General features: G+C 64.7%; 20 protein-coding genes and 1 riboswitch. Of the genes, 10 read left to right on the top strand and 10 right to left on the bottom strand.

Annotated elements, in window-relative coordinates; genetic code table 11:
* Positions 1–87: 87 nt before the first annotated feature.
* The 3 genes from boxB (at position 88) to OKW39_RS18975 (ending at position 3,828) form a co-directional block, all read left to right on the top strand.
* The gene (gene boxB / locus OKW39_RS18965) at positions 88–1,515 is read left to right on the top strand and encodes a benzoyl-CoA 2,3-epoxidase subunit BoxB (RefSeq protein WP_429563238.1); all 1,428 of its coding nucleotides are present in this window, start codon (positions 88–90) and stop codon (positions 1,513–1,515) included.
* A 16-nt stretch (positions 1,516–1,531) separates the two neighbouring features.
* Positions 1,532–2,770: a benzoyl-CoA 2,3-epoxidase subunit BoxA gene (gene boxA, locus OKW39_RS18970; RefSeq protein ID WP_429563239.1), complete on the top strand. Its 1,239-nt coding sequence runs from the start codon at positions 1,532–1,534 to the stop codon at positions 2,768–2,770.
* A 278-nt stretch (positions 2,771–3,048) separates the two neighbouring features.
* Positions 3,049–3,828 (top strand): amino acid ABC transporter substrate-binding protein, encoded by a 780-nt coding sequence (locus tag OKW39_RS18975; RefSeq protein WP_429334938.1) that lies wholly within the window; start codon positions 3,049–3,051, stop codon positions 3,826–3,828.
* Positions 3,829–3,958: 130 nt separating this feature from the next.
* Here the strand turns inward: OKW39_RS18975 and leuA are convergent, their stop codons facing one another.
* Positions 3,959–5,665 (bottom strand): 2-isopropylmalate synthase, encoded by a 1,707-nt coding sequence (gene leuA, locus OKW39_RS18980; protein ID WP_429363532.1) that lies wholly within the window; start codon positions 5,663–5,665, stop codon positions 3,959–3,961.
* Between the two features lie 397 nt (positions 5,666–6,062).
* On the opposite strand from leuA, the gene OKW39_RS18985 reads away from it, so the two are divergent.
* Positions 6,063–6,395 (top strand): hypothetical protein, encoded by a 333-nt coding sequence (locus OKW39_RS18985; RefSeq protein WP_090800949.1) that lies wholly within the window; start codon positions 6,063–6,065, stop codon positions 6,393–6,395.
* 99 nt (positions 6,396–6,494) lie between these two features.
* Here the strand turns inward: OKW39_RS18985 and OKW39_RS18990 are convergent, their stop codons facing one another.
* Complete coding sequence (locus OKW39_RS18990; protein WP_429563240.1) at positions 6,495–7,253, bottom strand: cadmium resistance transporter; 759 nt, start codon at positions 7,251–7,253, stop codon at positions 6,495–6,497.
* 74 nt (positions 7,254–7,327) lie between these two features.
* Here OKW39_RS18990 and OKW39_RS18995 point away from each other — a divergent pair, with 74 nt between their 5' ends.
* Positions 7,328–7,771, top strand: coding sequence for a hypothetical protein (locus tag OKW39_RS18995; RefSeq protein ID WP_429563241.1), 444 nt, complete (start codon positions 7,328–7,330; stop codon positions 7,769–7,771).
* A 49-nt stretch (positions 7,772–7,820) separates the two neighbouring features.
* On the opposite strand, the gene OKW39_RS19000 is transcribed toward OKW39_RS18995, so the two are convergent.
* A complete protein-coding gene (locus tag OKW39_RS19000) occupies positions 7,821–9,089 on the bottom strand; it encodes a DUF3443 domain-containing protein (protein WP_429563242.1) in 1,269 nt (422 codons plus the stop codon).
* A gap of 69 nt (positions 9,090–9,158) precedes the next feature.
* Positions 9,159–9,623 carry a DUF2844 domain-containing protein gene (locus OKW39_RS19005; RefSeq protein WP_429355820.1) on the bottom strand — a complete coding sequence of 155 codons (465 nt, stop codon included), beginning with the start codon at positions 9,621–9,623 and terminating at the stop codon, positions 9,159–9,161.
* 398 nt (positions 9,624–10,021) lie between these two features.
* Here OKW39_RS19005 and bamC point away from each other — a divergent pair, with 398 nt between their 5' ends.
* Positions 10,022–11,257 carry an outer membrane protein assembly factor BamC gene (gene bamC / locus OKW39_RS19010; RefSeq protein ID WP_429563243.1) on the top strand — a complete coding sequence of 412 codons (1,236 nt, stop codon included), beginning with the start codon at positions 10,022–10,024 and terminating at the stop codon, positions 11,255–11,257.
* Between the two features lie 170 nt (positions 11,258–11,427).
* On the opposite strand, the gene OKW39_RS19015 is transcribed toward bamC, so the two are convergent.
* The 6 genes from OKW39_RS19015 to OKW39_RS19040 form a co-directional block, all read right to left on the bottom strand.
* On the bottom strand, positions 11,428–12,354 hold the full coding sequence (locus OKW39_RS19015) for a DMT family transporter (protein ID WP_429563244.1): 927 nt from the start codon (positions 12,352–12,354) through the stop codon (positions 11,428–11,430).
* A gap of 290 nt (positions 12,355–12,644) precedes the next feature.
* Positions 12,645–14,243, bottom strand: coding sequence for an L-lactate permease (locus OKW39_RS19020; protein WP_429563245.1), 1,599 nt, complete (start codon positions 14,241–14,243; stop codon positions 12,645–12,647).
* A gap of 295 nt (positions 14,244–14,538) precedes the next feature.
* A complete protein-coding gene (locus OKW39_RS19025) occupies positions 14,539–15,012 on the bottom strand; it encodes a hypothetical protein (RefSeq protein WP_429563246.1) in 474 nt (157 codons plus the stop codon).
* 243 nt (positions 15,013–15,255) lie between these two features.
* The gene (locus OKW39_RS19030; RefSeq protein ID WP_090800937.1) at positions 15,256–15,480 is read right to left on the bottom strand and encodes a glycine zipper 2TM domain-containing protein; all 225 of its coding nucleotides are present in this window, start codon (positions 15,478–15,480) and stop codon (positions 15,256–15,258) included.
* 145 nt (positions 15,481–15,625) lie between these two features.
* A complete protein-coding gene (gene thiC, locus OKW39_RS19035) occupies positions 15,626–17,557 on the bottom strand; it encodes a phosphomethylpyrimidine synthase ThiC (RefSeq protein WP_090800936.1) in 1,932 nt (643 codons plus the stop codon).
* An 88-nt stretch (positions 17,558–17,645) separates the two neighbouring features.
* Positions 17,646–17,763, bottom strand: a riboswitch (TPP riboswitch).
* A gap of 142 nt (positions 17,764–17,905) precedes the next feature.
* A complete protein-coding gene (locus OKW39_RS19040) occupies positions 17,906–18,310 on the bottom strand; it encodes a GreA/GreB family elongation factor (RefSeq protein ID WP_090800934.1) in 405 nt (134 codons plus the stop codon).
* A 591-nt stretch (positions 18,311–18,901) separates the two neighbouring features.
* Between OKW39_RS19040 and OKW39_RS19045 the strand changes: the two genes are divergently transcribed.
* The 4 genes from OKW39_RS19045 to OKW39_RS19060 all read left to right on the top strand — a co-directional run bounded on the left by OKW39_RS19045 (position 18,902) and on the right by OKW39_RS19060 (position 21,902).
* Positions 18,902–19,360 carry a hypothetical protein gene (locus OKW39_RS19045; RefSeq protein ID WP_090805382.1) on the top strand — a complete coding sequence of 153 codons (459 nt, stop codon included), beginning with the start codon at positions 18,902–18,904 and terminating at the stop codon, positions 19,358–19,360.
* A 111-nt stretch (positions 19,361–19,471) separates the two neighbouring features.
* Entirely contained in the window at positions 19,472–20,335 is an 864-nt protein-coding gene (locus OKW39_RS19050; RefSeq protein ID WP_184063773.1) for a DUF1223 domain-containing protein, read from the top strand.
* A gap of 48 nt (positions 20,336–20,383) precedes the next feature.
* A complete protein-coding gene (locus OKW39_RS19055; RefSeq protein ID WP_429334925.1) occupies positions 20,384–21,028 on the top strand; it encodes a cytochrome b/b6 domain-containing protein in 645 nt (214 codons plus the stop codon).
* Between the two features lie 70 nt (positions 21,029–21,098).
* Complete coding sequence (locus tag OKW39_RS19060) at positions 21,099–21,902, top strand: molybdopterin-dependent oxidoreductase (RefSeq protein ID WP_429563247.1); 804 nt, start codon at positions 21,099–21,101, stop codon at positions 21,900–21,902.
* Positions 21,903–21,993: the final 91 nt, after the last annotated feature.

Genomic DNA, 21,993 nt, shown 5'->3' on the forward strand with positions numbered 1-21,993 from the left:
CTCACTCCGACTGAACGACGCCGCCTGCCGATACGCGCCTCTCGCCACTGCAGCTTCCGAACAGGGAACTGACCCAGGGAACCGACCATGTCCTCGATCAACTACAGCGAAAAGATTCCGAACAACGTCAACCTCGCCGACGACCGCGCGCTGCAACGCGCGCTCGAACAATGGCAGCCGAACTTTCTGTCATGGTGGGGCGACATGGGCCCGGAAGGCTCGCACGGGTACGACGTGTATCTGCGCACCGCGGTCAGCGTCGATGCGGGCGGCTGGGCGCACTTCGACTACGTGAAGATGCCCGAGTACCGCTGGGGCATTTTCCTCACGCCGGGCGAGCAGGATCGCAAGATCCACTTCGGCGAGCACAAGGGCGAAGCCGCGTGGCAGGACGTGCCCGGCGAGCATCGCGCGAACCTGCGCCGCATCATCGTCACGCAGGGCGATACGGAACCGGCCTCGGTCGAGCAGCAGCGTCACCTCGGTTTGACCGCGCCGTCGCTGTACGATCTGCGCAACCTGTTCCAGGTCAACGTCGAGGAAGGCCGCCACTTGTGGGCGATGGTGTACCTGCTGCATCGCTACTTCGGCCGCGACGGTCGAGAGGAAGCCGAAGCCTTGCTCGGCCGCCGCTCGGGCGACGAGGACAACCCGCGCATTCTCGGCGCGTTCAACGAGAAAACGCCGGACTGGCTCGCGTTCTACATGTTCACGTACTTCACCGACCGCGACGGCAAGTTCCAGTTGTCGGCGCTCGCGGAGTCGGGTTTCGATCCGCTCGCGCGCACGACGAAGTTCATGCTGACCGAGGAAGCGCATCATATGTTCGTCGGCGAATCGGGCGTGTCGCGCGTGATCCAGCGCACCGCTCAGGTGATGAACGAACTCGGCACCGGCGACGTCGCGAAGATCCGCGCGGCCGGCGCGATCGATCTGCCGACCATCCAGCGCTATCTGAACTTCCATTACTCGGTCACGATCGACCTGTTCGGCGCCGATCATTCGTCGAACGCGGCGACGTTCTATAGCTCGGGTCTGAAGGGCCGCTACGAGGAAGGCAAGCGCGACGACGATCATCGCCTGAACGAGCTTGCTTACAAGCTGCTCGACGTGCAGGACGGCAAGCTCGTCGAGCGCGAAGTGCCGATGCTCAACGCGATGAACGAAGTGCTGCGCGACGATTACATCAAGGACTCGGTTGCGGGCGTTGGGCGCTGGAACAAGGTGCTCGAGAAGGCCGGCATCGACTTTCGCATGACGGTGCCGCACAAGGCGTTCAACCGGCAGATCGGCACGTTCGCCGGCACGCGGGTGTCGCCGGACGGCCGTGTGCTCAGCGAAGCCGAATGGGCCGCCAACGAAGCGAACTGGCTCGCCACGCCGGCAGACCGCGCGTTCGTCGCTTCGCTGATGGGCCGCGTCGCCGAGCCGGGCAAGTTCGCGAACTGGATCGCGCCGCCCGCGATGGGCGTGAACCGTCAGCCGGTCGATTTCGAATACGTGCGCTTCAATTGAAGCAGGCGAGGAAGCCATGAACGGGCCAGTATCGGTCGAAGTTCTGCGGCAGCATCTGATCGATCCGGAGATCTGCATTCGCTGCAATACCTGCGAAGAGACCTGTCCGGTCGATGCGATCACGCACGACGACAACAACTACGTCGTGAAGGCCGACGTCTGCAACGGCTGCATGGCCTGCGTGCCGCCGTGCCCGACCGGCGCGATCGACAACTGGCGCACCGTGCTGAAGGCCGACGCGTATTCGATCGACGAGCAGTTTACGTGGGACGTGTTGCCGGAGCAGAACACGATGGCGGTGCCGGCTGAAGAACCGGTGGCCGCGTCCACCGCGGGCGACAGCGCCGCCGAAGCAGACGGCATCGAAGTGGATACCGTGCGCGGCGCGCTCGTGCCGCCGTGGTCGGCCGCGAAGCCGTACGTGAATCTCTACACGCATAAGGCGCCGACCACCGCGACGGTGGCCGGCAACTACCGGCTCACCGACAGCGCGACGTCGAGCGACATCCATCACATCGTGCTCGATTTCGGCTCGATGCCGTTTCCGGTGCTCGAAGGCCAGTCGATCGGCATTCTGCCGCCGGGAGCTGCCGCCGACGGCCGCGTGCATCACGCGCGCCAGTACTCGATCGCGAGTCCGCGCGATGGCGAGCGGCCCGGCTATAACAACGTGTCGCTGACGGTGAAGCGGGTGTCGCAGCAGCACGGCGACGCGATCGACGGCGTGTGCTCGAACTATCTGTGCGATCTGAAGAAGGGCGACGTGGTCAACGTGATCGGTCCATTCGGCAGCACCTTCCTGATGCCGAATCATCCGAACTCGCATTTGCTGATGATCTGCACGGGCACCGGTTCCGCGCCGATGCGCGCGATGACCGAGTATCGCCGCCGCAAGCGGCTCAAAGGCGCGACCGGCAAGCTGATGCTGTTCTTCGGCGCGCGTACCAAGGAGGAGCTGCCGTACTTTGGACCGCTGACGAATCTGCCGAAGGATTTCATCGACACCACGCTCGCGTTCTCGCGCACCCCGGGACAGGCGAAGCGCTACGTGCAGGACGCAATGCGCGAACGTTCGGCCGACGTCGCGAACCTGCTGAAGGACGACAACACCTATATCTACGTGTGCGGCCTCAAGGGCATGGAGGACGGTGTGCTGCAGGCGCTCAAGGATATCGGCGAGCAGCATCAGCTCGATTGGGAAGCGTTGTGGGCGAAGCTGAAGCGGGAAGGGCGGCTGCATCTGGAGACGTACTGAGCGGCGCGCCGACACGCCGACCCACACCGAAAGCTGCGCGAAAAGGCTCCGCAAAGGCTCGTGAAAGCATGAGCGCTTGCGGGGCCTTTTTGCCTGCGCCATATGCTTGACGGAAGAGCGCAGCGGCTGACCTGTGCGGATCGACGCACCGCGCGCGAAGCGCTTTGAAAATCGCGGACGGTTTGCTACAGTCGGCCCACACAGCCGGCCGCACGCCGGCACTCCCCGCCAAACGCGGCAGTCCGCCACCCGCGCAGCCACTCAGACGGAGCCGTCCGATGAAGCCGATTCGTTCACTTGCGATGATTGCGCTGTTGCAGGCAGCACTCGCGCATCCGGCTAGTGCCGACGATCTCGCGCGGATCAAGGCATCGGGCGTGTTCCGGATTGGCACCGAAGGTACGTACGCCCCGTTCACCTACCACGACGACGCGGGCAAGCTGACCGGCTTCGACGTCGAGCTTGGGAGCGCGATCGCGCAGCGTCTCGGCGTCAAGCCGCAATTCATCGAAGGCAAATGGGAAGGACTGGTCGCCGGTCTCGACGTCAATCGCTACGACGCGGTGATCAACGAGGTCGCGATCACCGACGAGCGCAAGCTCAAATACGATTACTCGGACCCGTACATCACGTCGCACGCGGTGCTGATCGTCGCATCGGAGAACACGACGATCAAATCTTTCGACGACCTGAAGGGCCGCAAATCGGCCAATACGCTGACCAGCAACGTCGGCAGGATCGCGGCCGCGCACGGCGCGCAGGTGATCCCGGCGCAGGGCTTCGACGAATCGATCGAACTGCTCGTCGCGGGCCGCGTCGACGCGACCGTCAACGATTCATTGTCGTTTCTCGACTACAGGAAGCGCGAGCCCGAGGCGAGGATCAAGGTCGTCGCGGTCGATACGTCGCCCGATAGCAGCGACAAGTCGGCCGTACTGATCCGCAAGGGCAATCCGAAGCTGCGCCTGGCGATCGACGACGCGCTCGCCGGCATGAGAAAAGACGGTACGTATCAGCGGATTTCGCTGAAGTACTTCGGCCGGGACGTGTTTCATTGACCGTCGGCCGAAACGTTGACGCGGATAAATCCACATTAAAAAAGAAGGGGCGTCGAAACGCCCCCTCTTCGTTGTCGTCAGCCCGTCGAACATGCGGCGTGCCGCACGTTCAACGCGGCAGACGCTGGCCTCACACCGTCGCGTCGCTCAGCGCGGCGTCGAAGAAACGCTCCTGGGCATCCGTGTTCACGCGTGCATACGCGCGGTTCACGCCGCTGATCACCGCGCGGATCGACGCGGTGATCAGGTTCGCATCGACACCGACGCCGAACGCGCTGCCGGCCACATCGGTGCCGGCCATTTCGGCGATCGCGATCGCGCGCGCATCGGCGCCCTGCGTGAGCGCGCGTTCCTCGTAGTGCTGGATGCGCACGGGCACGTCGAAGGCGTGCATCAGCGCGTCGAGCGGGCCGTTGCCGGCGCCGCTCAGCACGCGCGGCGTGCCGTTGATTTCGACGTTGAGCTTGATGTGCTCGCGGCCGTCATGCTCGGACAGGCTGTGGCTGATATAGCGGACCGGCTCGGCCGTGCGCACGTATTCCTGCTGGAACAGTTCCCAGATCTGCGCGGGCGTGACTTCCTGGCCGCTCTGGTCGGTGAAACGCTGCACGGCCGAGCTGAAATCGACCTGCAGACGGCGCGGCAACACGACGCCGTAGCTCTGCTCGAGCAGGTACGCGATGCCGCCCTTGCCCGACTGGCTGTTCACGCGAATCACGGAGTCGTAGGTTCGGCCGAGGTCGCTCGGATCGATCGGCATGTACGGCACTTCCCAGATCGCGTCCGGCTTCTGCGCGGCGAAGCCCTTCTTGATCGCGTCCTGGTGCGAGCCCGAGAACGCGGTGAAGACGAGATCGCCGACATACGGATGACGCGGATGCACCGGCAACTGCGTGCATTCCTCGGCCGTGCGCGCGACTTCGTTGATGTTCGAGAAGTCGAGCTCGGGGTCGACGCCCTGCGTGTACAGGTTCAACGCGAGCGTGACGAGGTCGACGTTGCCGGTGCGCTCGCCGTTGCCGAACAGGCAACCTTCGACGCGATCCGCACCCGCCATCACCGCGAGCTCCGCGGCCGCGACGGCCGTGCCGCGGTCGTTATGCGGGTGGACGGAGACGATCAGCGAGTCGCGACGCGCGAGATTGCGGTGCATCCATTCGATCTGGTCGGCGTAGACGTTCGGCGTGGCCATTTCGACGGTGGCCGGCAGATTGACGATCGCCTTGTGCTCGGGCGTCGGTTGCCAGATGTCGAATACCGCGTCGCAGACTTCCTTCGCGAATTCGAGTTCGGTGCCGCTGAACACTTCCGGGCTGTATTGCAGCGTGAAGTGCGTGTCCGGTTGCGCGTCGGCGAGGCGTTTCATCGTGCGCGCGGCCTTCTGCGCGAGTTCGATCACGCCGCTCTTTTCGAGGCCGAACACGATCTTGCGGAATTCCGGCGCGGTCGCGTTGTACAGATGGACGATCGCGCGCGGGGCGCCGCGCAACGATTCGAAAGTACGCTCGATCAGATCGTCGCGCGCCTGCGTGAGCACTTCGATCGTCACGTCGTCGGGAATATGGCCGCCCTCGATCAGCTCGCGCACGAAGTTGAAATCGGTCTGCGACGCCGACGGAAACGCGACTTCGATTTCCTTGAAGCCGATCTGCACCAGCGTCTTGAACATGCGCATCTTGCGCTCGGCGTTCATCGGCTCGAACAGCGCCTGGTTGCCGTCGCGCAGGTCGGTGCTCATCCAGATCGGCGCGCGCGTGATGGTGCGCGACGGCCACTGGCGATCCGTCAAATTGATCGGCTTGAACGAACGGTACTTGGTAGCAGGGTTTTTCAACATTTTCATCATCCGGGGGAGAGACCGTGGAATGGGTGTCGACCGGACGACGAAAACGCGATACAGGGCCGCCGGTCGGAAACCGGGGCTGGGTCAGTTACTGGGGATTCAAGCGATGCTTCGGTGTATCAGAGAGAAGCGGACGCGCGCAGCAGCAGACCTAGCCCGGTAGAGCGGGCTAGTAGTAGCGATAGGGTGGTCTGGGCGCGGTACATAGTGCGCAATGGGAACATATTATTGAGAAAGCGTCAAGGGCCGAGGTGGAGTGGGCCGCGGCCTGCTCGGCTGCAGAAGGGGGCGAGCGGCCGCTCGCATGGAAGGTGCCGTGGGACGCTCGCGCGGCACTCGATTCAGGGGTGAGCTCACGAGGCGTCGTCAATTCACAGAGCAGGAGGTGAACATGAAAAGGGTAGCGAAGATATCCGGCCTCGCGAGGATCTGCGCGTGCGCGGCGTTGGCATGTGGGTTCGTCGGGCAGGCCGGCGCGCAGGGGCTCAGCGCGCAGAACGACATGAATGCGCCGCAGAACAGTACAGGTCTGATGCCGCAGGCGGCGCGCGGCAGCGAGTATCCGACGCATGGCAACCAGCAGGCGGGCGAGCTGAATCTGAATCCGACCGATCCGCGTGCGCAACTGGTCAACGGCTTGCCGAACAACGCGAGCGCGGGCGGCTATGGCGCGCCGCTGGCGGGCGTGCGTACTTACGTGCAACCGCCCCAGCCGGCGAATTGAGACTGGCGAAGCAGGATCGGCAGACGAAGACTACGACGCTGAAGGCGGCAAGCCGAAGCCGTTGCGTGCCGCGCAGTCTTCGTCGACGCCCCGCGTTGATCACGCGCCGGACCAAAGTCGCAACGTATCGCTGTTCACCATCACCGATACGCCTATCGTGACGAGGATCAGCGGCAGCAGCGCCGAGCCGTAGCGCCGGATCGGCGCGCCGAGCAACGGGTGGTCGACCAGCCATGCCGCGCCCGCGCACCAGAGCCCGATCATCACGACGAACACGAGCGAAACCAGCGCGTTCTCGGCGGGCGTACGACTCGCGTACAGCGGCACGTAGACGGCGAGGTTGTCCGAGCCGTTGGCGATGGCGACGCTCGCGACGGTCCAGCTCGATGAGCCGCGAACGGATGGCGGGGCGCTTGCGCGGCTGTCCTCGCCATCTTCGCTGGCGTTGCGCCGCGCGTGGCCGGGACCGAAGCGCTGCCAGGCCTTGTGCAGGCCCACGACGATCGGCAGCAAGCCGAGCAGGCCCACATAACCGGCCGGCAGGCGCGTGAGCAAGGTCGCGAGCACGAGCGCCGCGGCGACGAGGATCAAAGAGCCCGCGTACTGTCCCGCGACCACACGGCGCCGCTCCACGCCCGTTTCGGTCAGAAAGCCGAGCAGCACGAACAGGTTGTCGATATTGGTCGCGGCGTAGGCGACGATCGCGAGCAGGACGAGGCTGAGCATGAAGAAGCCGAGATCGTTACCGGGGGTAGAGTCGTTTTGAATTCGCCGCGCAATGTGGGCAACCGGGCTGCCGGCTGCGCCATCGAGGGCGCGACCGGTCAACACAATGCCGATGCGCTGGGTCAAGGTCAAGCGGCAGGCGGCCGCGAAGCCCGGCGACGGGGTCGTAAGCTACAATGACCGAGGCTTTGAACAACGGAACATCGATGAAGATTCGCCTTCTCTCTATCGCCTGTGTCGCGAGCGCCGTGGCGCTGCTGGCGGCCTGCACGATCGGTACCCGCAACTCGGGCGCATGCGAACAATTGATGCGCAGCAAGCTGGCCGAGGCGTCGTCGGGGATGTCGTCGGATACGCTGCGGGTCACGCATCGCGGGGCCGCGATTCGCGGCTCGCGCGTCGTGGTGGAGGGGACGATCGAGCATCGGGTAAGCGCGTCCGAGGTGGCGGTCTCCGCGCCGCTCGCGGCATCGGCATCGCAAGCGGCGACGGACGTCAACGTGGCCGCGAAGCCGGCCGAGCCGAAGAGGGTCAGCACGCCGGCCGCTGCCGAGTGCACGTTCCACGGCGAAGAGCTGGACGTATTCCGCTGGCTCGCGCCGGCAAAGCTGGCCGCGCCGGCCGCGCAACCCGCCAGCGCGGCGGGCTGAGTTCCCGCCCGCGTCTCGCGCCATCGCTGCGCATCCAACCCAATCAACCTCAGAACGCGTAATACGGCCCCTGGCCGGCCGACGTATTGCGCGCCGCAATCGCCGTGTAAATGCGTTTGCCGTAAAAGAACGGCAAGCCCCAGCCGAAGCCCTGACTCGAATTGCCGGCGAGATTGTCGAACGCGTTGTTCGACGACGAGAACAGCGTGCTCGAATTGGCTATGTCGAATGACACCGTGCTCGACACGCCATCGATGCCGGTGATCGACGCGCTCGCCGACTGCGTCGAAGTCGGGCAGTACCAGAAGCCGCACAACGGGAACTGCGTCGAATGGAAGAACAGGCCGTTCGAGCCGCTGTCGAGATAGCTCACCGCATAGGTCTGACCGCCCGAGTTCGTCGTCACGTAGCCGGTCGCGGCGTTCGCCTTCAGGACGTTCGGGCTCGTCAGCGTGTTGTTCGACTGGGTGCCGATGCCGAAGATCAACGAGCCCGACACGCTGGCCGCGCCCGCATCGGCGACGGCCGGCAGGTCGATCACGACGCCGTTGTTGTCGAGCGGGAAGCTGCTGACCGGGTTGGTCACCTGCTGTGCGAGCGGCTGCGCGGTTGCGGTGCAGCCGCTCGTCGTGCAGCTGTAGTACCAGCGCGGCAATGCGGAGTTCGAGCAGCCGTTGCCGCAGTCGACCGGGAACAGGCCCACGCCGAGGATCCCGTTCGAGTGCAGGCTCGACACCGTCAGCAGCGACGCGCCGGAGTTCGCGCAGTCGGTGGGTGCGGCGGGCAGCGCACTGTCGGCGATTACCTGGATCGGAATCGATGACGCCTGTTGGCCAGCCATGCGTACGTCCGCGTTGCGGATCGAGCCCCACGCATAACCGCTGCCGAACACCGCGCATTCGGCGCTCACGCCGCCGCCCGCGGCGATGCTCGGCAGCGACAGGGTCGTCGGCAGCGCCGATGCGAGGATGCGCAGGCCGTTCGAGCCGGTGTCGACCTGGATGTCGTCGATCGTCGCGCAGTTGCTGGTGCCGGCCTGGCAGACGGTGACGCTCGTCGTCAGCATGTTGCGCGTACTGCCGGGCGATACGCCGACCGTGACCAGCTGCACGTTGGGCGTGGTCGATTGCGGCACGTTCGCGCTCCGCGTCGTGTTCGACGCGCTCGTGGAACTGGTCGACGAGGTCGGCGCGGTCGCGGACGGCGTCGAGCCCGAGCCGGACGAGCTGGACGAGGAACTGCCGCCTCCGCCGCCGCAGCCGACGAGGGCCGCGCAGACGATCAGAAGCAGGGCATGGAAACGCAAGGCGGATTTCATGGCGTGGCGATCCGTCGGGTGGAACTCAGGCGTGAAGGGGGCGCGAGCGACGCGTGCGGGGCGCACGCGTTACTGGATGTCGTCGGAGGTGACGCCGGCGGGCAAAGCCGCCGGCAGCCACGCGCGGCCGACGTAGCCGCGCATCGGTCCGCCGGACTCGACGATCACGTCGGCGCGCGTGACCCGCGACGAATGCAGATTGCCGCTGCCGGCCGCCGCCGCGGCGCCTGTCTTGTACGAGTCGCCGTATTTGCCGAGTAGCGCGTGCAGATCCGGCATCGTCGGGCCTTGCCACGCGTAGGCGACGATCAGGCCGGTGCTGGTCGCGTATTCGTTGATGGTCGTATTGCCAGCGTCGGTCCACGTGCGCTCGCGCAGTGCGCCATTGAGCAGCGTGCGCGGCGCGCTCGCGCCCGACACCGCCTGGCTCGGCATCGTGCCGCCCAATTCGGCATGCGCGCCGAAGCTCGCGCAGCACGCGACGAGGGCGATCGCCGAGGCGATCGCGGATGGATTGAGACAGGACTGGGACATGAGGCCTTCCTCTTTTGGCGCCGGATTTTTTATTGAGATAACTCGATTAGTCTAGCGCTGGTTTTTTCTGGTCTTTGCACATCGCGGCGGACAGGACCGCACGCCATGTTTAAAAACAAGCCGCATGCAGACCGGAAGCCCTTATTCGGCGGGCCTCCGGCAAAGACTTGGGAATACTCCCAAGGTCAACTCGAAAGTGTTATTTAGTGTTAAATTTACCTCATAAGAAGGCAAATAGCATGATGGGCGCGGACTTTTTTCCCGTGGTCGCTTCGTAGCCGTGGCATGTGGCGATTCGCGGGCAAACCCCAGTTTTTGCACAGGCCTCACCGGGACCGGTAAAATGTTGGGTTGATCCACGGAAACTTGCCGTGGCGTAGCGGAAGGATTCCCCGAACATGACTGATTTTCGTCTCACCAAGCGGTTTGCAGTAATGCTCATGGCAGGCGGGCTGGTCGCCGGCTGCGGCACCTCGTCGCCGACCAAAATCGACTATAGGAGCGACTCCCGTTCTAAGCAGGTATCGCTTGCCGTACCGCCGAACATGATCGACGAGACGGCCGATCAGCGTTCGCTGCCGCCGCAGGGCGGCGAAACCTCGCTGTCCACGCTGAAACAGGTGCAGGCACAGGCGCCGGCCGGCGACGCGGTCGCGGTCGTGCCGCCCGTCCAGGGCATCCACATCCAGCGCGACGGCACCGAGAGCTGGCTCGTGATCGACAACAAAACGCCCGATCAGGCCTGGCCGCAAATCCGCCGCTTCTGGCAGGAGCAGGGCTTCCTGCTCGTCGTCGACCAGCGCGACAAGGGCGTGATGGAAACCGACTGGAACGAAACCCACGCGCAGATCAACGACGGCTTTATCCGCAACACGCTGTCGAAGGCGATGGGCAACAGCTACGTGAGTTCGGAGCGCAACAAGTTCCGCACGCGTCTCGAAGCGGCGCCGAATGGCGGCACCTATGTGTTCGTCAGCCAGAAAGGCATGCGTGAGGCGATCACCGGTACGAACAACGAGTCGACCCAGTGGCAACCCAAACCGAACGACCCGGCGCTCGAGCAGGAATACCTGAAGCGCCTGATGGTCTCGCTGGCGCGGGCCGATTCGGGTAGCAACGCGGGTGGCACACAGAACGCCGAGCTGTCGCCCGCGGGCACGCAGATCGCGCCGAACGCGGCGACGGCGGGTGCGAAGTCGGCGACGGCCGCCGTTGTCGCGCAGAACGTCGCGCTCGCGGCGCAACCGCCTATGCCGGACGAGGATTCGTCCAACAACACGTCGGCGCAGCTCTCATCGACCGAACTCACGCTCGGCGAGCCGTATGACCGCGCGTGGCTGCGCGTGGGCCTCGCACTCGATCGCAGCAATTTCACGGTCGACGATCGCGACATGAGCCGCGGCCTCTATTTCGTGCGCTACGTCGATCCGAAGGATATGTCGTCGGCCGAGCAGGGCTTCTGGAGCCAGGTCTTCCACGGCAAGAAGGAGAAGGTCGCCAAGCAGTATCGCGTGAACGTGCGCGCCGTGACGCCGAACCAGACCCGCGTGGCCGTGGTCGACGACAAGGGGCAACTCGACGAAAGCTCGCAGGCCAAGCAGATCATGAGCCTGATGGCCGACCAGCTGCACTGATACGAGAGCCTCGCGGCCGACGCCGCCGGTTCGACGAAACCGCCCGGAGAAATCCGGGCGGTTTTTTTTGACTATGCATTTGACGCGCGAAGGGCGCGCGCGTGAGCCAATCTAACGTGACCGGATCGGCAAGCCGCGACCCGGCGCGGTTGCCGATTGACTGCGTGCGCTCAGGTATCCGCGCGCCGCGTCCCCATCCACGGCAAGCGCTTGACTACGCCGGTCGCCAACGCGGTGCCGACCAGAATCACCGCGCACCCTTCGAGCATGCCGGGCGACACCGTCTCGCCGAGAAACAACGCGCCCCACAGAATGCCGAAGATCGGAATCACGAAGGTCACGGTGATCGCGCGCGTCGGCCCGGCGACCGCGATCAGATGGAAGAAAAGCATGTACGCGATGCTGGTACAGGCGACGCCGAGCGCGATCACCGCGCCCCACGCGCGCAGCGAGATCGGCGCGGCGGGCCAGTAGATGACCGCGAGCGGCAGCAGCACGATCGTCGCGCCGATCATCGTGCCGGTCGCGACGGTCAGCGCGTCGACGCCAGTCAGGTGACGCTTCGTGTAGTTGGCGGCGATGCCGTAGAGCAGCGTGGCGCCGAGCGCGGCGCCGGCCGCGAGCGCGACGCTCAGCGGCGAGGCGGCCGAGCCGGCCGGCGCCGCGATCTGATCCCACACGAGCATCAGCACGCCGAGAAAGCCGACCACGAGACCAAGCGTGCGCAGTGCGCTGAGCCGGTCGCGCAGCCACAGGAAGCCGACCAGCGCGCCCCACAGCGGCGCGCACGCATTGATCACCGACGTGACGCCCGCCGACAGTGTCAGCTCGGCATACGCGAACAGGCAGAATGGTGCCGCCGAATTGACGATACCGACCACGAGCAGCGGCACTGCGTGCGTGCGCAACACGGTGGCGGACTGTTGCAGCGGCCGTCGCGCGATCAGCACGATCGCGAGAAAGAGCGCGCCGATGCCGACGCGCAGCGCCATCAGCGGCGCGACGCCGAAGTCGGTCACGCCGACGCGGATGAACAGGAACGATGCGCCCCACAGGGCAGCGAGGATCAGCAGTTGCAGCAGGTTTCTGGTTTTCATTGGAATGGCGCCCCGCGCAGTTGAGTCAGGACGCCAGCTCATCGTAACAGTGCGATCGCGCGAATCGTTTCAGTACAGGATGAAACGGCAAGATCCGGGAGACAGCCGCGTCCGATGAGGTCGATGGTAAGCGCTGCGAGGGCGCGCGCCAAACGAGCAATTCTCGCCGATATGTGAGAAAAATTGCATCGGCGGAACGGCAGTGGGGATGGGATCGGAAATGGCGCCCGCGATGCGTGGGCGGCCGTCCGAAAAGAGGTGAATTGCATTGCGCCGTTACTGGCGCGACCTCAATGCGGAATCATCCATGGCAGGACGTTCTGCTGCGCCCAGACGAGCACACCAAGCAGCACCGTCAGCAGAATCGAATGTTTGAAGGTCTTGGCGAACACGACGCCTTCCTTGCCCTTCAACTCGGTGGTCGCGACGCCGGTCGCGATGTTCTGCGGCGAGATCATCTTGCCCATCACGCCGCCCGACGAGTTGGTCGCCGCCATCAGCACCGGATTCAGATTGAGCTGTTTGGCCGCGACCACCTGCAGATTGCCGAACAGCGCATTGCCCGACGTATCGCTGCCCGACAGGAACACCGCCACCCAGCCGAGGAACGCCGACACGAGCGGAAACAGCGGCCCGACCGACGCAACGCCGAGACCGAGCGTGTAGGTGAGTCCCGAGTAGTTCATCAGGTAAGCGAGGCCGACGATCGTTGCCACGGTCAGGATCGCGATGCGCGTTTGCACCCACGTATCGGAGATCGCCTTGCCGAACTCGGCGGGCGAGAGCCGTACGACGAACGCCGTGATGAGCGCGGCGACGAGGATCGCGGTACCGGTCGCGAGCGGCTGGAAGTCCCAGACCGCGCCGTACGGCGTGTTGTAGAGCGTGATGAACACGGCCTTGTCGAGACCGGGCCACGACACCTTGAGGTCGCCGATCGTGAAGATCCTCGCGATCGTCCAGATGATCACGACGACCGACACGATGATCCACGGATACCAGCCCTGTGCGCCGCCGATCTTGCCGCGCACCTCGCTGATGCGATCGACGTTGACCGCGAATTTCGGATCGCCGGCGGGCTTCCAGACGCGTAGGAACGCAACGGTGAGGATCAGCGAAACCAGCGACGACAGCACGTCGGTCAGGCTGTAGTTGATGAAGTTCGAGACGACGAACTGGGTCAGCGCGAAGCTCAGGCCCGAGACCAGCAGCACCGGCCAGATCCGCAGCATGTTGCGAAAGCCCGCGTACACGGCGATCACATAGAAGGGCAGCAGGACCGCGAAGAAAGGCAATTGCCGCCCGACCATCTTGCCGAGCACATCGGACGGCAGATGCGTGACCGCGCCGAGCACCGTGATCGGCACGCCGAGCGCGCCGAACGCGACCGGCGCGGTGTTGAAGATCAGCGTGAAGGTCAGCGCTTCGAGCGTCGGAAAGCCGAGCATGATCAGCAGCGAGCTCGTGATCGCGACCGGCGTGCCGAAACCCGAAATGCCCTCGAGCAGCGCGCCGAACGAAAAGCCGACCACGACGAGCACGGTGCGCCGGTCGTTCGGCAGATTGTCGATCATCCACAGGCGGAAGGCCTCGAAGCGTCCCGAGCGCTGCGCGATGTTGTACAGCAGGATCGCAGTGAACACGATCCACATCACTGGCCAGATCGCGAACACGACGCCAGCCGCGACCGAGTTGAACGCGAGCCCGACCGGAAACTGCCAGACGAAAATCGCCACGATCAAACCGATGATCAGTCCCGCGAGCGACGCTTGCCACGCGGGCCTGCGCGCCCAGCCGAGCAGCGCGAGCACGGCGATGATCGGCAGCGCGGCGACGATGAACGACGGAAAAAGCGAATTGCCAACCGGAGTGAGTAGTTGATGAAACATCACGTCTCCTTCGTTGTTGTGTATTTCGACGCGGGGGATTGCGCATGACGGCGCGTCGCTCTGATTCGGCGGACGCTCGCAAGTGGCCTCGACAAAGCGGCGTCGCCCGATTTAAGCGGGTGCTGCATGAAACCTTCCAAGGATAGAGCGCCTTACCGGCGCGTCAAGCCGGGAAAGTACGAGCGGGGTATGCGCGGTGGAGGGCGATACGCGCGGAAAAACGACTCATGAAGAAGCGCGCGCGCCGGCAGTTGAAGTGCCGGCGCGTGCACGCTCCGCGACGAAAGAGGACAGGTCAATGCGAGTGGCCGCCCCCATGACCGCCCCAATGGCCGCCCCAATAACCGCCAATGCCGATCGCAATCGACGGTCCGTAGTAGGCGGGGTAGCCGTAATAAGCGGGATAAGGCGGCGGCGGATAGTAGGCGGGATAAACCGGCGGCGCCGCATACACGGGCGCGGGGACCGCATAACCGGGCGGCATGTCTTGCGGTGCGACCTGCATTTGCGCCTGGGCTTGAGGCGGCTGCTGTTGATCGGTCGCCGGCGCGGTTTGGTCGGCTGTGGTCGCGGGCGCGGTCGAATAGTACGACGGGTAATAGCCGGCGGGATAGTAGCCGGCGGGGTAATAGCAGCCTGCCAAAAAGAGACTCGAGGCGAGCACGCAAATCGCGGTGGCGGGCCGCGCGAACCTCGCGGAAAAACTGGACGAATCGCGTGGCGTCGAGAGGCGCACCACGCAAAGATGGGTGACGACGCGGGACTTCATGGCGCGCTCCTCGATGAACCGATGCCGCCTTGCGCGACGTCGTTACGAGGAGCTTACGCTCTTGCCGCGGCAGCGCTGTGGCAAAACTGCAACCGCATATTTCAGCCTATTTCCACGCGCGTTGTCGGGACGAGGGCGCACCGCATCCGGCGCCCTTGGCAGTCCGGATCGTGGTCCGAAAAAATCGTTTGCTGTCCTGTATGAACCGTTAGACGCTCATCTGACGCAACGCTCACTTGCCGCTCACTTGCCGACCTGGTTACCGATGACGCCGCCTACCGCCGCGCCGCCCAACGTCGACAAGCCATTGCCGCCGATCGCCGCGCCAGCGGCGCCGCCGACACCCGCGCCGATCGCGGTATCGCGTGTGCGTGGGGACATGTCGCCGCATGCCGCGAGACCCGCGACAAGTGAAAGGGCGGCTGCGACCGTACCAAGACGAGTACCGAGATGACGGATCGATTTCATGATGCTGACTCCGCTCGTTATTGGAAACAGATGTTTCCTTCTCTCAGCACGCAACGTGCCTGCTCGATGCGGTGGAATAAAAAAGCCCGCCATGCCGGCGGGCTTCGATACTGCAGTGCTGGTTCGCGCAAATCGCGCAACCCGCTCATTGCCGCTGATAAATCTCCGCGCCTTGCTTCATGAACTCGATCGACTTTACTTCCATGCCTTTCTTCAGCGCTTCGTCGTCGGTGACGCCTTGTTGCGCGGCGAACTCGCGTACGTCCTGGGTGATCTTCATCGAGCAGAAGTGCGGGCCGCACATCGAGCAGAAATGCGCGACCTTGGCCGAATCCTTCGGCAGCGTTTCGTCGTGGAATTCGCGCGCCTTGTCCGGGTCGAGACCGAGATTGAACTGGTCTTCCCAGCGGAATTCGAAGCGCGCCTTCGACAGCGCGTTGTCGCGCACCTGCGCACCCGGATGACCCTTCGCGAGATCGGCGGCATGCGCGGCGAGCTTGTACGTGATGATGCCGGTCTTCACGTCGTCCTTGTTCGGCAGACCGAGGTGTTCCTTCGGCGTCACGTAGCACAGCATCGCGGTGCCGAACCAGCCGATCATCGCGGCGCCAATGCCCGACGTGATGTGGTCGTAGCCCGGCGCGATGTCGGTGGTCAGCGGCCCGAGCGTGTAGAACGGCGCCTCGTCGCACCAGTCGAGCTGCAGGTCCATGTTTTCCTTGATCAGCTGCATCGGCACATGGCCCGGACCTTCGATCATCACCTGCACGTCGTGCTTCCACGCGATCTGCGTGAGTTCGCCGAGCGTCTTCAGCTCGCCCAGTTGCGCTTCGTCGTTCGCGTCGTAGATCGAGCCGGGACGCAGGCCGTCGCCGAGCGAGAAGGCCACGTCGTAGGCCTTCATGATTTCGCAGATCTCTTCGAAATGCTCGTACAGGAAGCTTTCCTTGTGATGCGCGAGACACCACTTCGCCATGATCGAGCCGCCGCGCGACACGATGCCGGTCATCCGGTTCGCCGTGAGCGGCACATATTGCAGACGCACGCCCGCGTGGATCGTGAAGTAGTCGACGCCTTGCTCGGCCTGCTCGATCAGCGTGTCGCGGAAGATTTCCCAGGTGAGGTCTTCAGCCTTGCCGTTGACCTTTTCGAGCGCCTGATAGATCGGCACCGTGCCGATCGGCACCGGGCTGTTGCGGATGATCCATTCGCGCGTTTCATGAATGTGCTTGCCGGTCGACAGATCCATCACCGTGTCGCCGCCCCAGCGGATCGCCCACGTCATCTTGTCGACTTCCTCGCCGATCGACGATGTCACCGCCGAGTTGCCGATGTTCGCATTGACCTTCACGAGGAAGTTGCGGCCAATGATCATCGGCTCGCTTTCCGGGTGGTTGATGTTGTTCGGGATGATCGCCCGGCCGCGCGCGATTTCCTCGCGCACGAATTCCGCGGTGATTTCGGTGAGGCCGTTCGGACCGAACGCGCTCGCGCCGAATGCCTGGCCGGGGTGCTGACGGCCCATCATCGCGGCGAGCTTAGCGCCGTTCGGGCCGCTCGTCTTCAGGGTCTCGAGGTACTCGGCACGGCGCTGGTTTTCGCGAATCGCGATGTATTCCATTTCCGGCGTAATGATGCCTTGCTTCGCGTAGTGCATCTGCGTCACGTTCCTGCCGGCGATCGCGCGGCGCGGCGTGCGATGCAGTCCCGGAAAGCGCAGCTGCGCGGTGGCCGGATCGGCGGCGCGCTCGCGGCTGAAGCTGCTCGACAGACCGGTCAGCGGCTCGGTGTCGCCGCGCTCCTCGATCCACGCCTCGCGCAGTGCGGGCAGACCCGCGCGGATGTCGATCTCCGCGTCCGGGTCGGAGTAGGGGCCCGACGTGTCGTACACGTAGATCGGCGGATTCTTTTCGCCGCCGAAGCTGTCGGGCGTGTCGGCCTGCGAGATTTCGCGCATCGGCACGCGGATGTCGGGGCGCGAGCCGGTCACGTAGACCTTGCGCGAATTCGGCAACGGCGCGACGGCGGCCTCGTCCACGTGGGCTTCGGCGGAAATAAACTTCGGGTTGGCGTTCATGTAAGTCTCCGTACAAAGTGGGGCGGCTAAGCAGGAGACCGAGATGGAAGTAGTCGGAAATCGCGGAGAGGTGAGGCACTTGGGGCTGGAGCGAAATCCGTACGCTTCCCTGCGCTGGCATTATCCAGATCAGGTTCAAAGGGTATTTCTCACCCACGCAACACGGACCTCCAGCTCCGCGCTACGCAGGACCCCCGCGTTAGCAGCGCACACGATACACCGCCCGCCCGCGGTTTGGCAACCTGTCTGAATGACTCAAAAAAACTGGTCCGGATGAAACCAGACATCTCCTATGCTTGATTCGAGACCGCATCAGACAGGGCAACTTACAGCGAGGGAACGGCCGCCTTACAGTGAAAAATCGTCGGCGGCTTCAGGCTGATACAGGATTTTGTCGAGCTTGAGCACTTTCTGATCGCCGCTGGGTGGCGTGAAGCGGACGCTCTCGCCGCGGCGCGCGCCGAGCAGCGCGAGGCCAGCCGGCGAGAACACATTCAGGCGCCCTTGCGCGAAATCGGCGTTGGGCGGATAGACGACGGTCCACGTCATCTGTTCGCCGCTCGCTGCGTCGATCAGCGTCGCTTGCGAGTTCATCGTGACGACGTCGGCGGGGATGTCGTGCGAGTCGACGATCACCGCGCGTTCGAGCACATCGTCGAGCATGTGCTGCAACTTGGCGTCGGTGGCCGCGTATTTTTCTAGGCGGGTCACGTCGAGTTCGGTCAGGTAGCAGGTTTTGATCTTCTTCATCATCAGGACTCCGGATAAGGCGGTCATGGATGGCCGCGTGCAACGACCCATGGGGTGGTCGGCGGATGAGTGGACGAATGGGAGAGCCCGGTGCCCGGCGACGCGGCCCTGGGTATTGGCGGGCTGCGTCAGCGAGGGCGCCGGGCGGCGTGAAGCGGGACCGTTCGGGACGTCTCGCCGGGGCCGTGCGACGCGACGTCCGCGCGCGCGCACTCGCCTGCGCGGCATGGCCGCAAGCGGGCGAGAGCACGGAAAGTCGGACGACGCAGAGAAGTCACGGGCAAAACGACCAGGTATTGGGGAAAAGCGATCGAGAGGTGCCGGGCGACAAAGCGTGAGGCCGCGCGGCAGCAGCGAGACGAAAGTTTGATGTTAGCACGCTGTCTCACGCAGCTCCGTTTGCGACGTCGCGCCCGTCGATTGACCGTTTTTGTGCGGTGCGAGAAGAAAGCGGTGTGGTCCGCATTGCGTTCAAGCCAGTCAGAGGATTGCCGTTAAACAAAGTGCAGCGAAGGCCGCACTCCGGCGAAGCGATTCGCGGGATGGCGCGTGAATGGCGCGAGGCGACTCGCGCCGATTGACAAAGAGGTGCACATGAAAGCGGAAAGCAGGCGGTGGCGAACGTTCGGTCGCACAGTCGCGGTGGTGGCATTGCTTGCCGCGCCGCTGGCGGCGCCGGCGGCATCGACGGTGACGGGCGGCGTGATCCGGTTCGTGGGGATGATCGTTGCACCGCCGATGCAGATCAGCGGGGATACGGCGCCCATTGGCGTCGCCGTCGGTAGCGCGAGCGTGGCGGGTCAGCGCTTTTCGCGCACGGTGACATTCAGCGCGCCGCCGGGCGTCGTCAGCGGGGCCGATGTCGCGCTCGAAGTGAACGGCGGCACGCAGTCGCGCGATCTGGTGGCGGCGCGGTTCGTCGATGGCACCGGGCGTGTCGCGACGGCCCGCGACGGCCACTACGCGGTCGATCGCGCGGGCGGCGTGCTGTCGCTGAACGCGAAGCGCACCGATACGGACACGCGCGTGACGGTGGTGGTCAGTTACGACTGAGTCGCGGGCGAGCTTTGGCTGGCTCATCCCATGCCGGAAAAAAATTAAAAGAGGCTTGTCATAACCGGCCGCGCGGCTCGACAAACGTGCAGATTACGATCGGAGCACGTCATGTCGACCGCGCACAATCGCTCGATACTTCAGCGCTTTACGACTTTTTCGACGCCCGCCGTCGGCCTTGCGCTGTTTCTGCTGAGCGGTTCTGGCATCAGTGCGGCCGACGCGGCCGGGCCCCTATGCGCCACGCACAGCCCCGCGCACCGCGTCGCGCTCGTCGAGCTGTACAGCAGCGAGGGCTGCGATAGCTGCCCGCCCGCCGACCGCTGGCTCAGTCAATGGAAAAGCGACGGCGCCGCGCACGGCATCGTGCCGCTCGCGCTGCACGTCGACTACTGGAACAGCCTCGGCTGGACCGACCGCTTTTCCCAGCATCGCTTCACCGAACGTCAGCAGACGCTGACGCGTCTCGCGGGCGCGCACACGCTCTATACGCCGGAAGTGTTCGTCGCGGGCCGCGAGCTGCGCGACTGGTCGCAACGCGACAGTTTCGAGCGCCGCATCGACGAGCTCGTCGCCGAACCCGCCCAGGCGAGCGTCGCACTTGCGCTGAGCCCGCGTGCGCCCGGCGCGTTCGATGTCGATGCGCAGTTCAGCACGACGGCAGCCGCCGCCACGGGTGCGTTGAGCGCCTATCTCGCGATCTACGAGAACGCGCTGACGACGCAGGTCGGCGCGGGCGAAAACCGCGGCGCGACGCTGCATCACGAGCGCGTCGTGCGCGCCTGGTTCGGGCCCGTGCCGCTCGTCTCCGGTCACGCGCGGATTCATCAGGACATCGATGTACACGCTGCGAGCGTCGATGCGCAAGCCGATCCGAGCGCCAACGCCGCCGGCCGCTTCGGCGTGGTCGCGTTCGTCGAAAGCGACGCGAGCGGCGACGTGCTGCAAGCGACCGACCTTCCCGCGTGCCGTTGATCGACCTCGCGCGCGCCGCATTCACTACCGCTGCTCGAGGAGAGCCCCATGTCCACACCCCACGCCTTGCGCCCCAGCGCACCCACCGCGCCCACCGCGCCGAAGCGCGGCGCCATTCATCCGCTGTGGCTGCGCATCACGCATTGGCTGAACGCGCTCGCCGCGATCGTGATGATGCTGTCGGGCTGGCGCATCTACGACGCGTCGCCGATCTTCCCGGCGTTCAGCTTCCCGACCGCAATCACGCTGGGCGGCTGGCTCGGCGGCGCGCTGCAATGGCACTTCGCGGCGATGTGGCTGCTGGTGTTCAACGGCCTCATGTATATCGCGCTGAATCTCGCGAGCGGGCGTTTCGTGCGCAAGTTCCTGCCGCTGACGCCGCGCGCGGTACTGCGCGATTTCGTCGCCGCGTTGCGCGGGAAGCTGTCGCATGGCGATCTGCGCGTCTACAACGCGGTGCAGAAATTCGCCTACCTGTTCGCGATCGCCGATCTGATCGTGCTCGTGCTATCGGGGCTCGCGATCTGGAAGTCGGTGCAGTTTCCGCTGCTGCGCGAACTGATGGGCGGCTATGACAACGCGCGCATCGTGCACTTCAGCGCGATGTCGCTGCTGGCCGCGTTTCTCGCCGTGCATCTGGCGATGGTCGCGCTCGTGCCGCGCTCGTTGCTCGCGATGTTGCGCGGACGTTGAGCCCGCGGCTGCCCACGCGCATGCTCACGCTCATGAAATCGCAACGCGAATTCCAAACGGATACCGAATCATGAACAAGCCGATAGAGAAACCAGCGGACCCATCCACGCAGCGTATTAGCCACAAGCTCGACCGCGCATCGATCCTGCTCGATGCGAAGCGCGAACTGGCGATGCCGTCGCGACGCCTGTTCGGCAAGCAGCTCTTGACGCTCGGCGGCCTGTCGATGCTGACCGGCTGCTCGCTGACCGACGACGCTTCCGTGAACCGTTTTCTCACCGCCGTGTCGCGGCTGAACGATCGCGCGCAGGCCGCGCTGTTCGATCCGAAGCAGCTCGCGCCGACCTACACCGAAGCGCAGATCACGCGGCCGTTTCCCTTCAACGCGTACTACGGCATCGACGACGTGCCGCACGTCGACGGCTCAGATTATCAATTGAAGCTGAGCGGTCTCGTAACCGGCCAGCGCGTGTGGACGCTGCCCGAGCTGTACGCGCTGCCACATGCCGAGCAGATCACGCGACATATCTGCGTCGAAGGCTGGAGCGCGATCGGCCGCTGGGGCGGCACGCCATTCGGCGATTTTCTGCGGCGCGTCGGCGCGGACACGACGGCGAAGTACGTCGGCTTCAAATGCGCGGACGACTACTACGAAAGCATCGACATGCCGACCGCTTTGCATCCGCAAACGCTGCTGACGTTTTCCTACGACGGCGAATGGCTGCCCGCGAAATACGGCTACCCGATGAAGCTGCGCATGCCGACCAAGCTCGGCTACAAGAATCCGAAGCACATCGTCGAAATATTCGTCACCAACACGTATCCCGGCGGCTATTGGGTCGACCAGGGCTACAACTGGTTCGGAGGCTCCTGACGCATGCGGGCGCACGCGCGCTTGCGGCAGCGGCTTCGGAAGCACGCCGGCTCTCGCCGGCTTCGATTCATCCACCACCAAGGAGTCATCC

Source organism: Paraburkholderia sp. MM6662-R1 (assembly GCF_050436245.1).
Classification (GTDB): Bacteria; Pseudomonadota; Gammaproteobacteria; order Burkholderiales; family Burkholderiaceae; genus Paraburkholderia; species Paraburkholderia tuberum.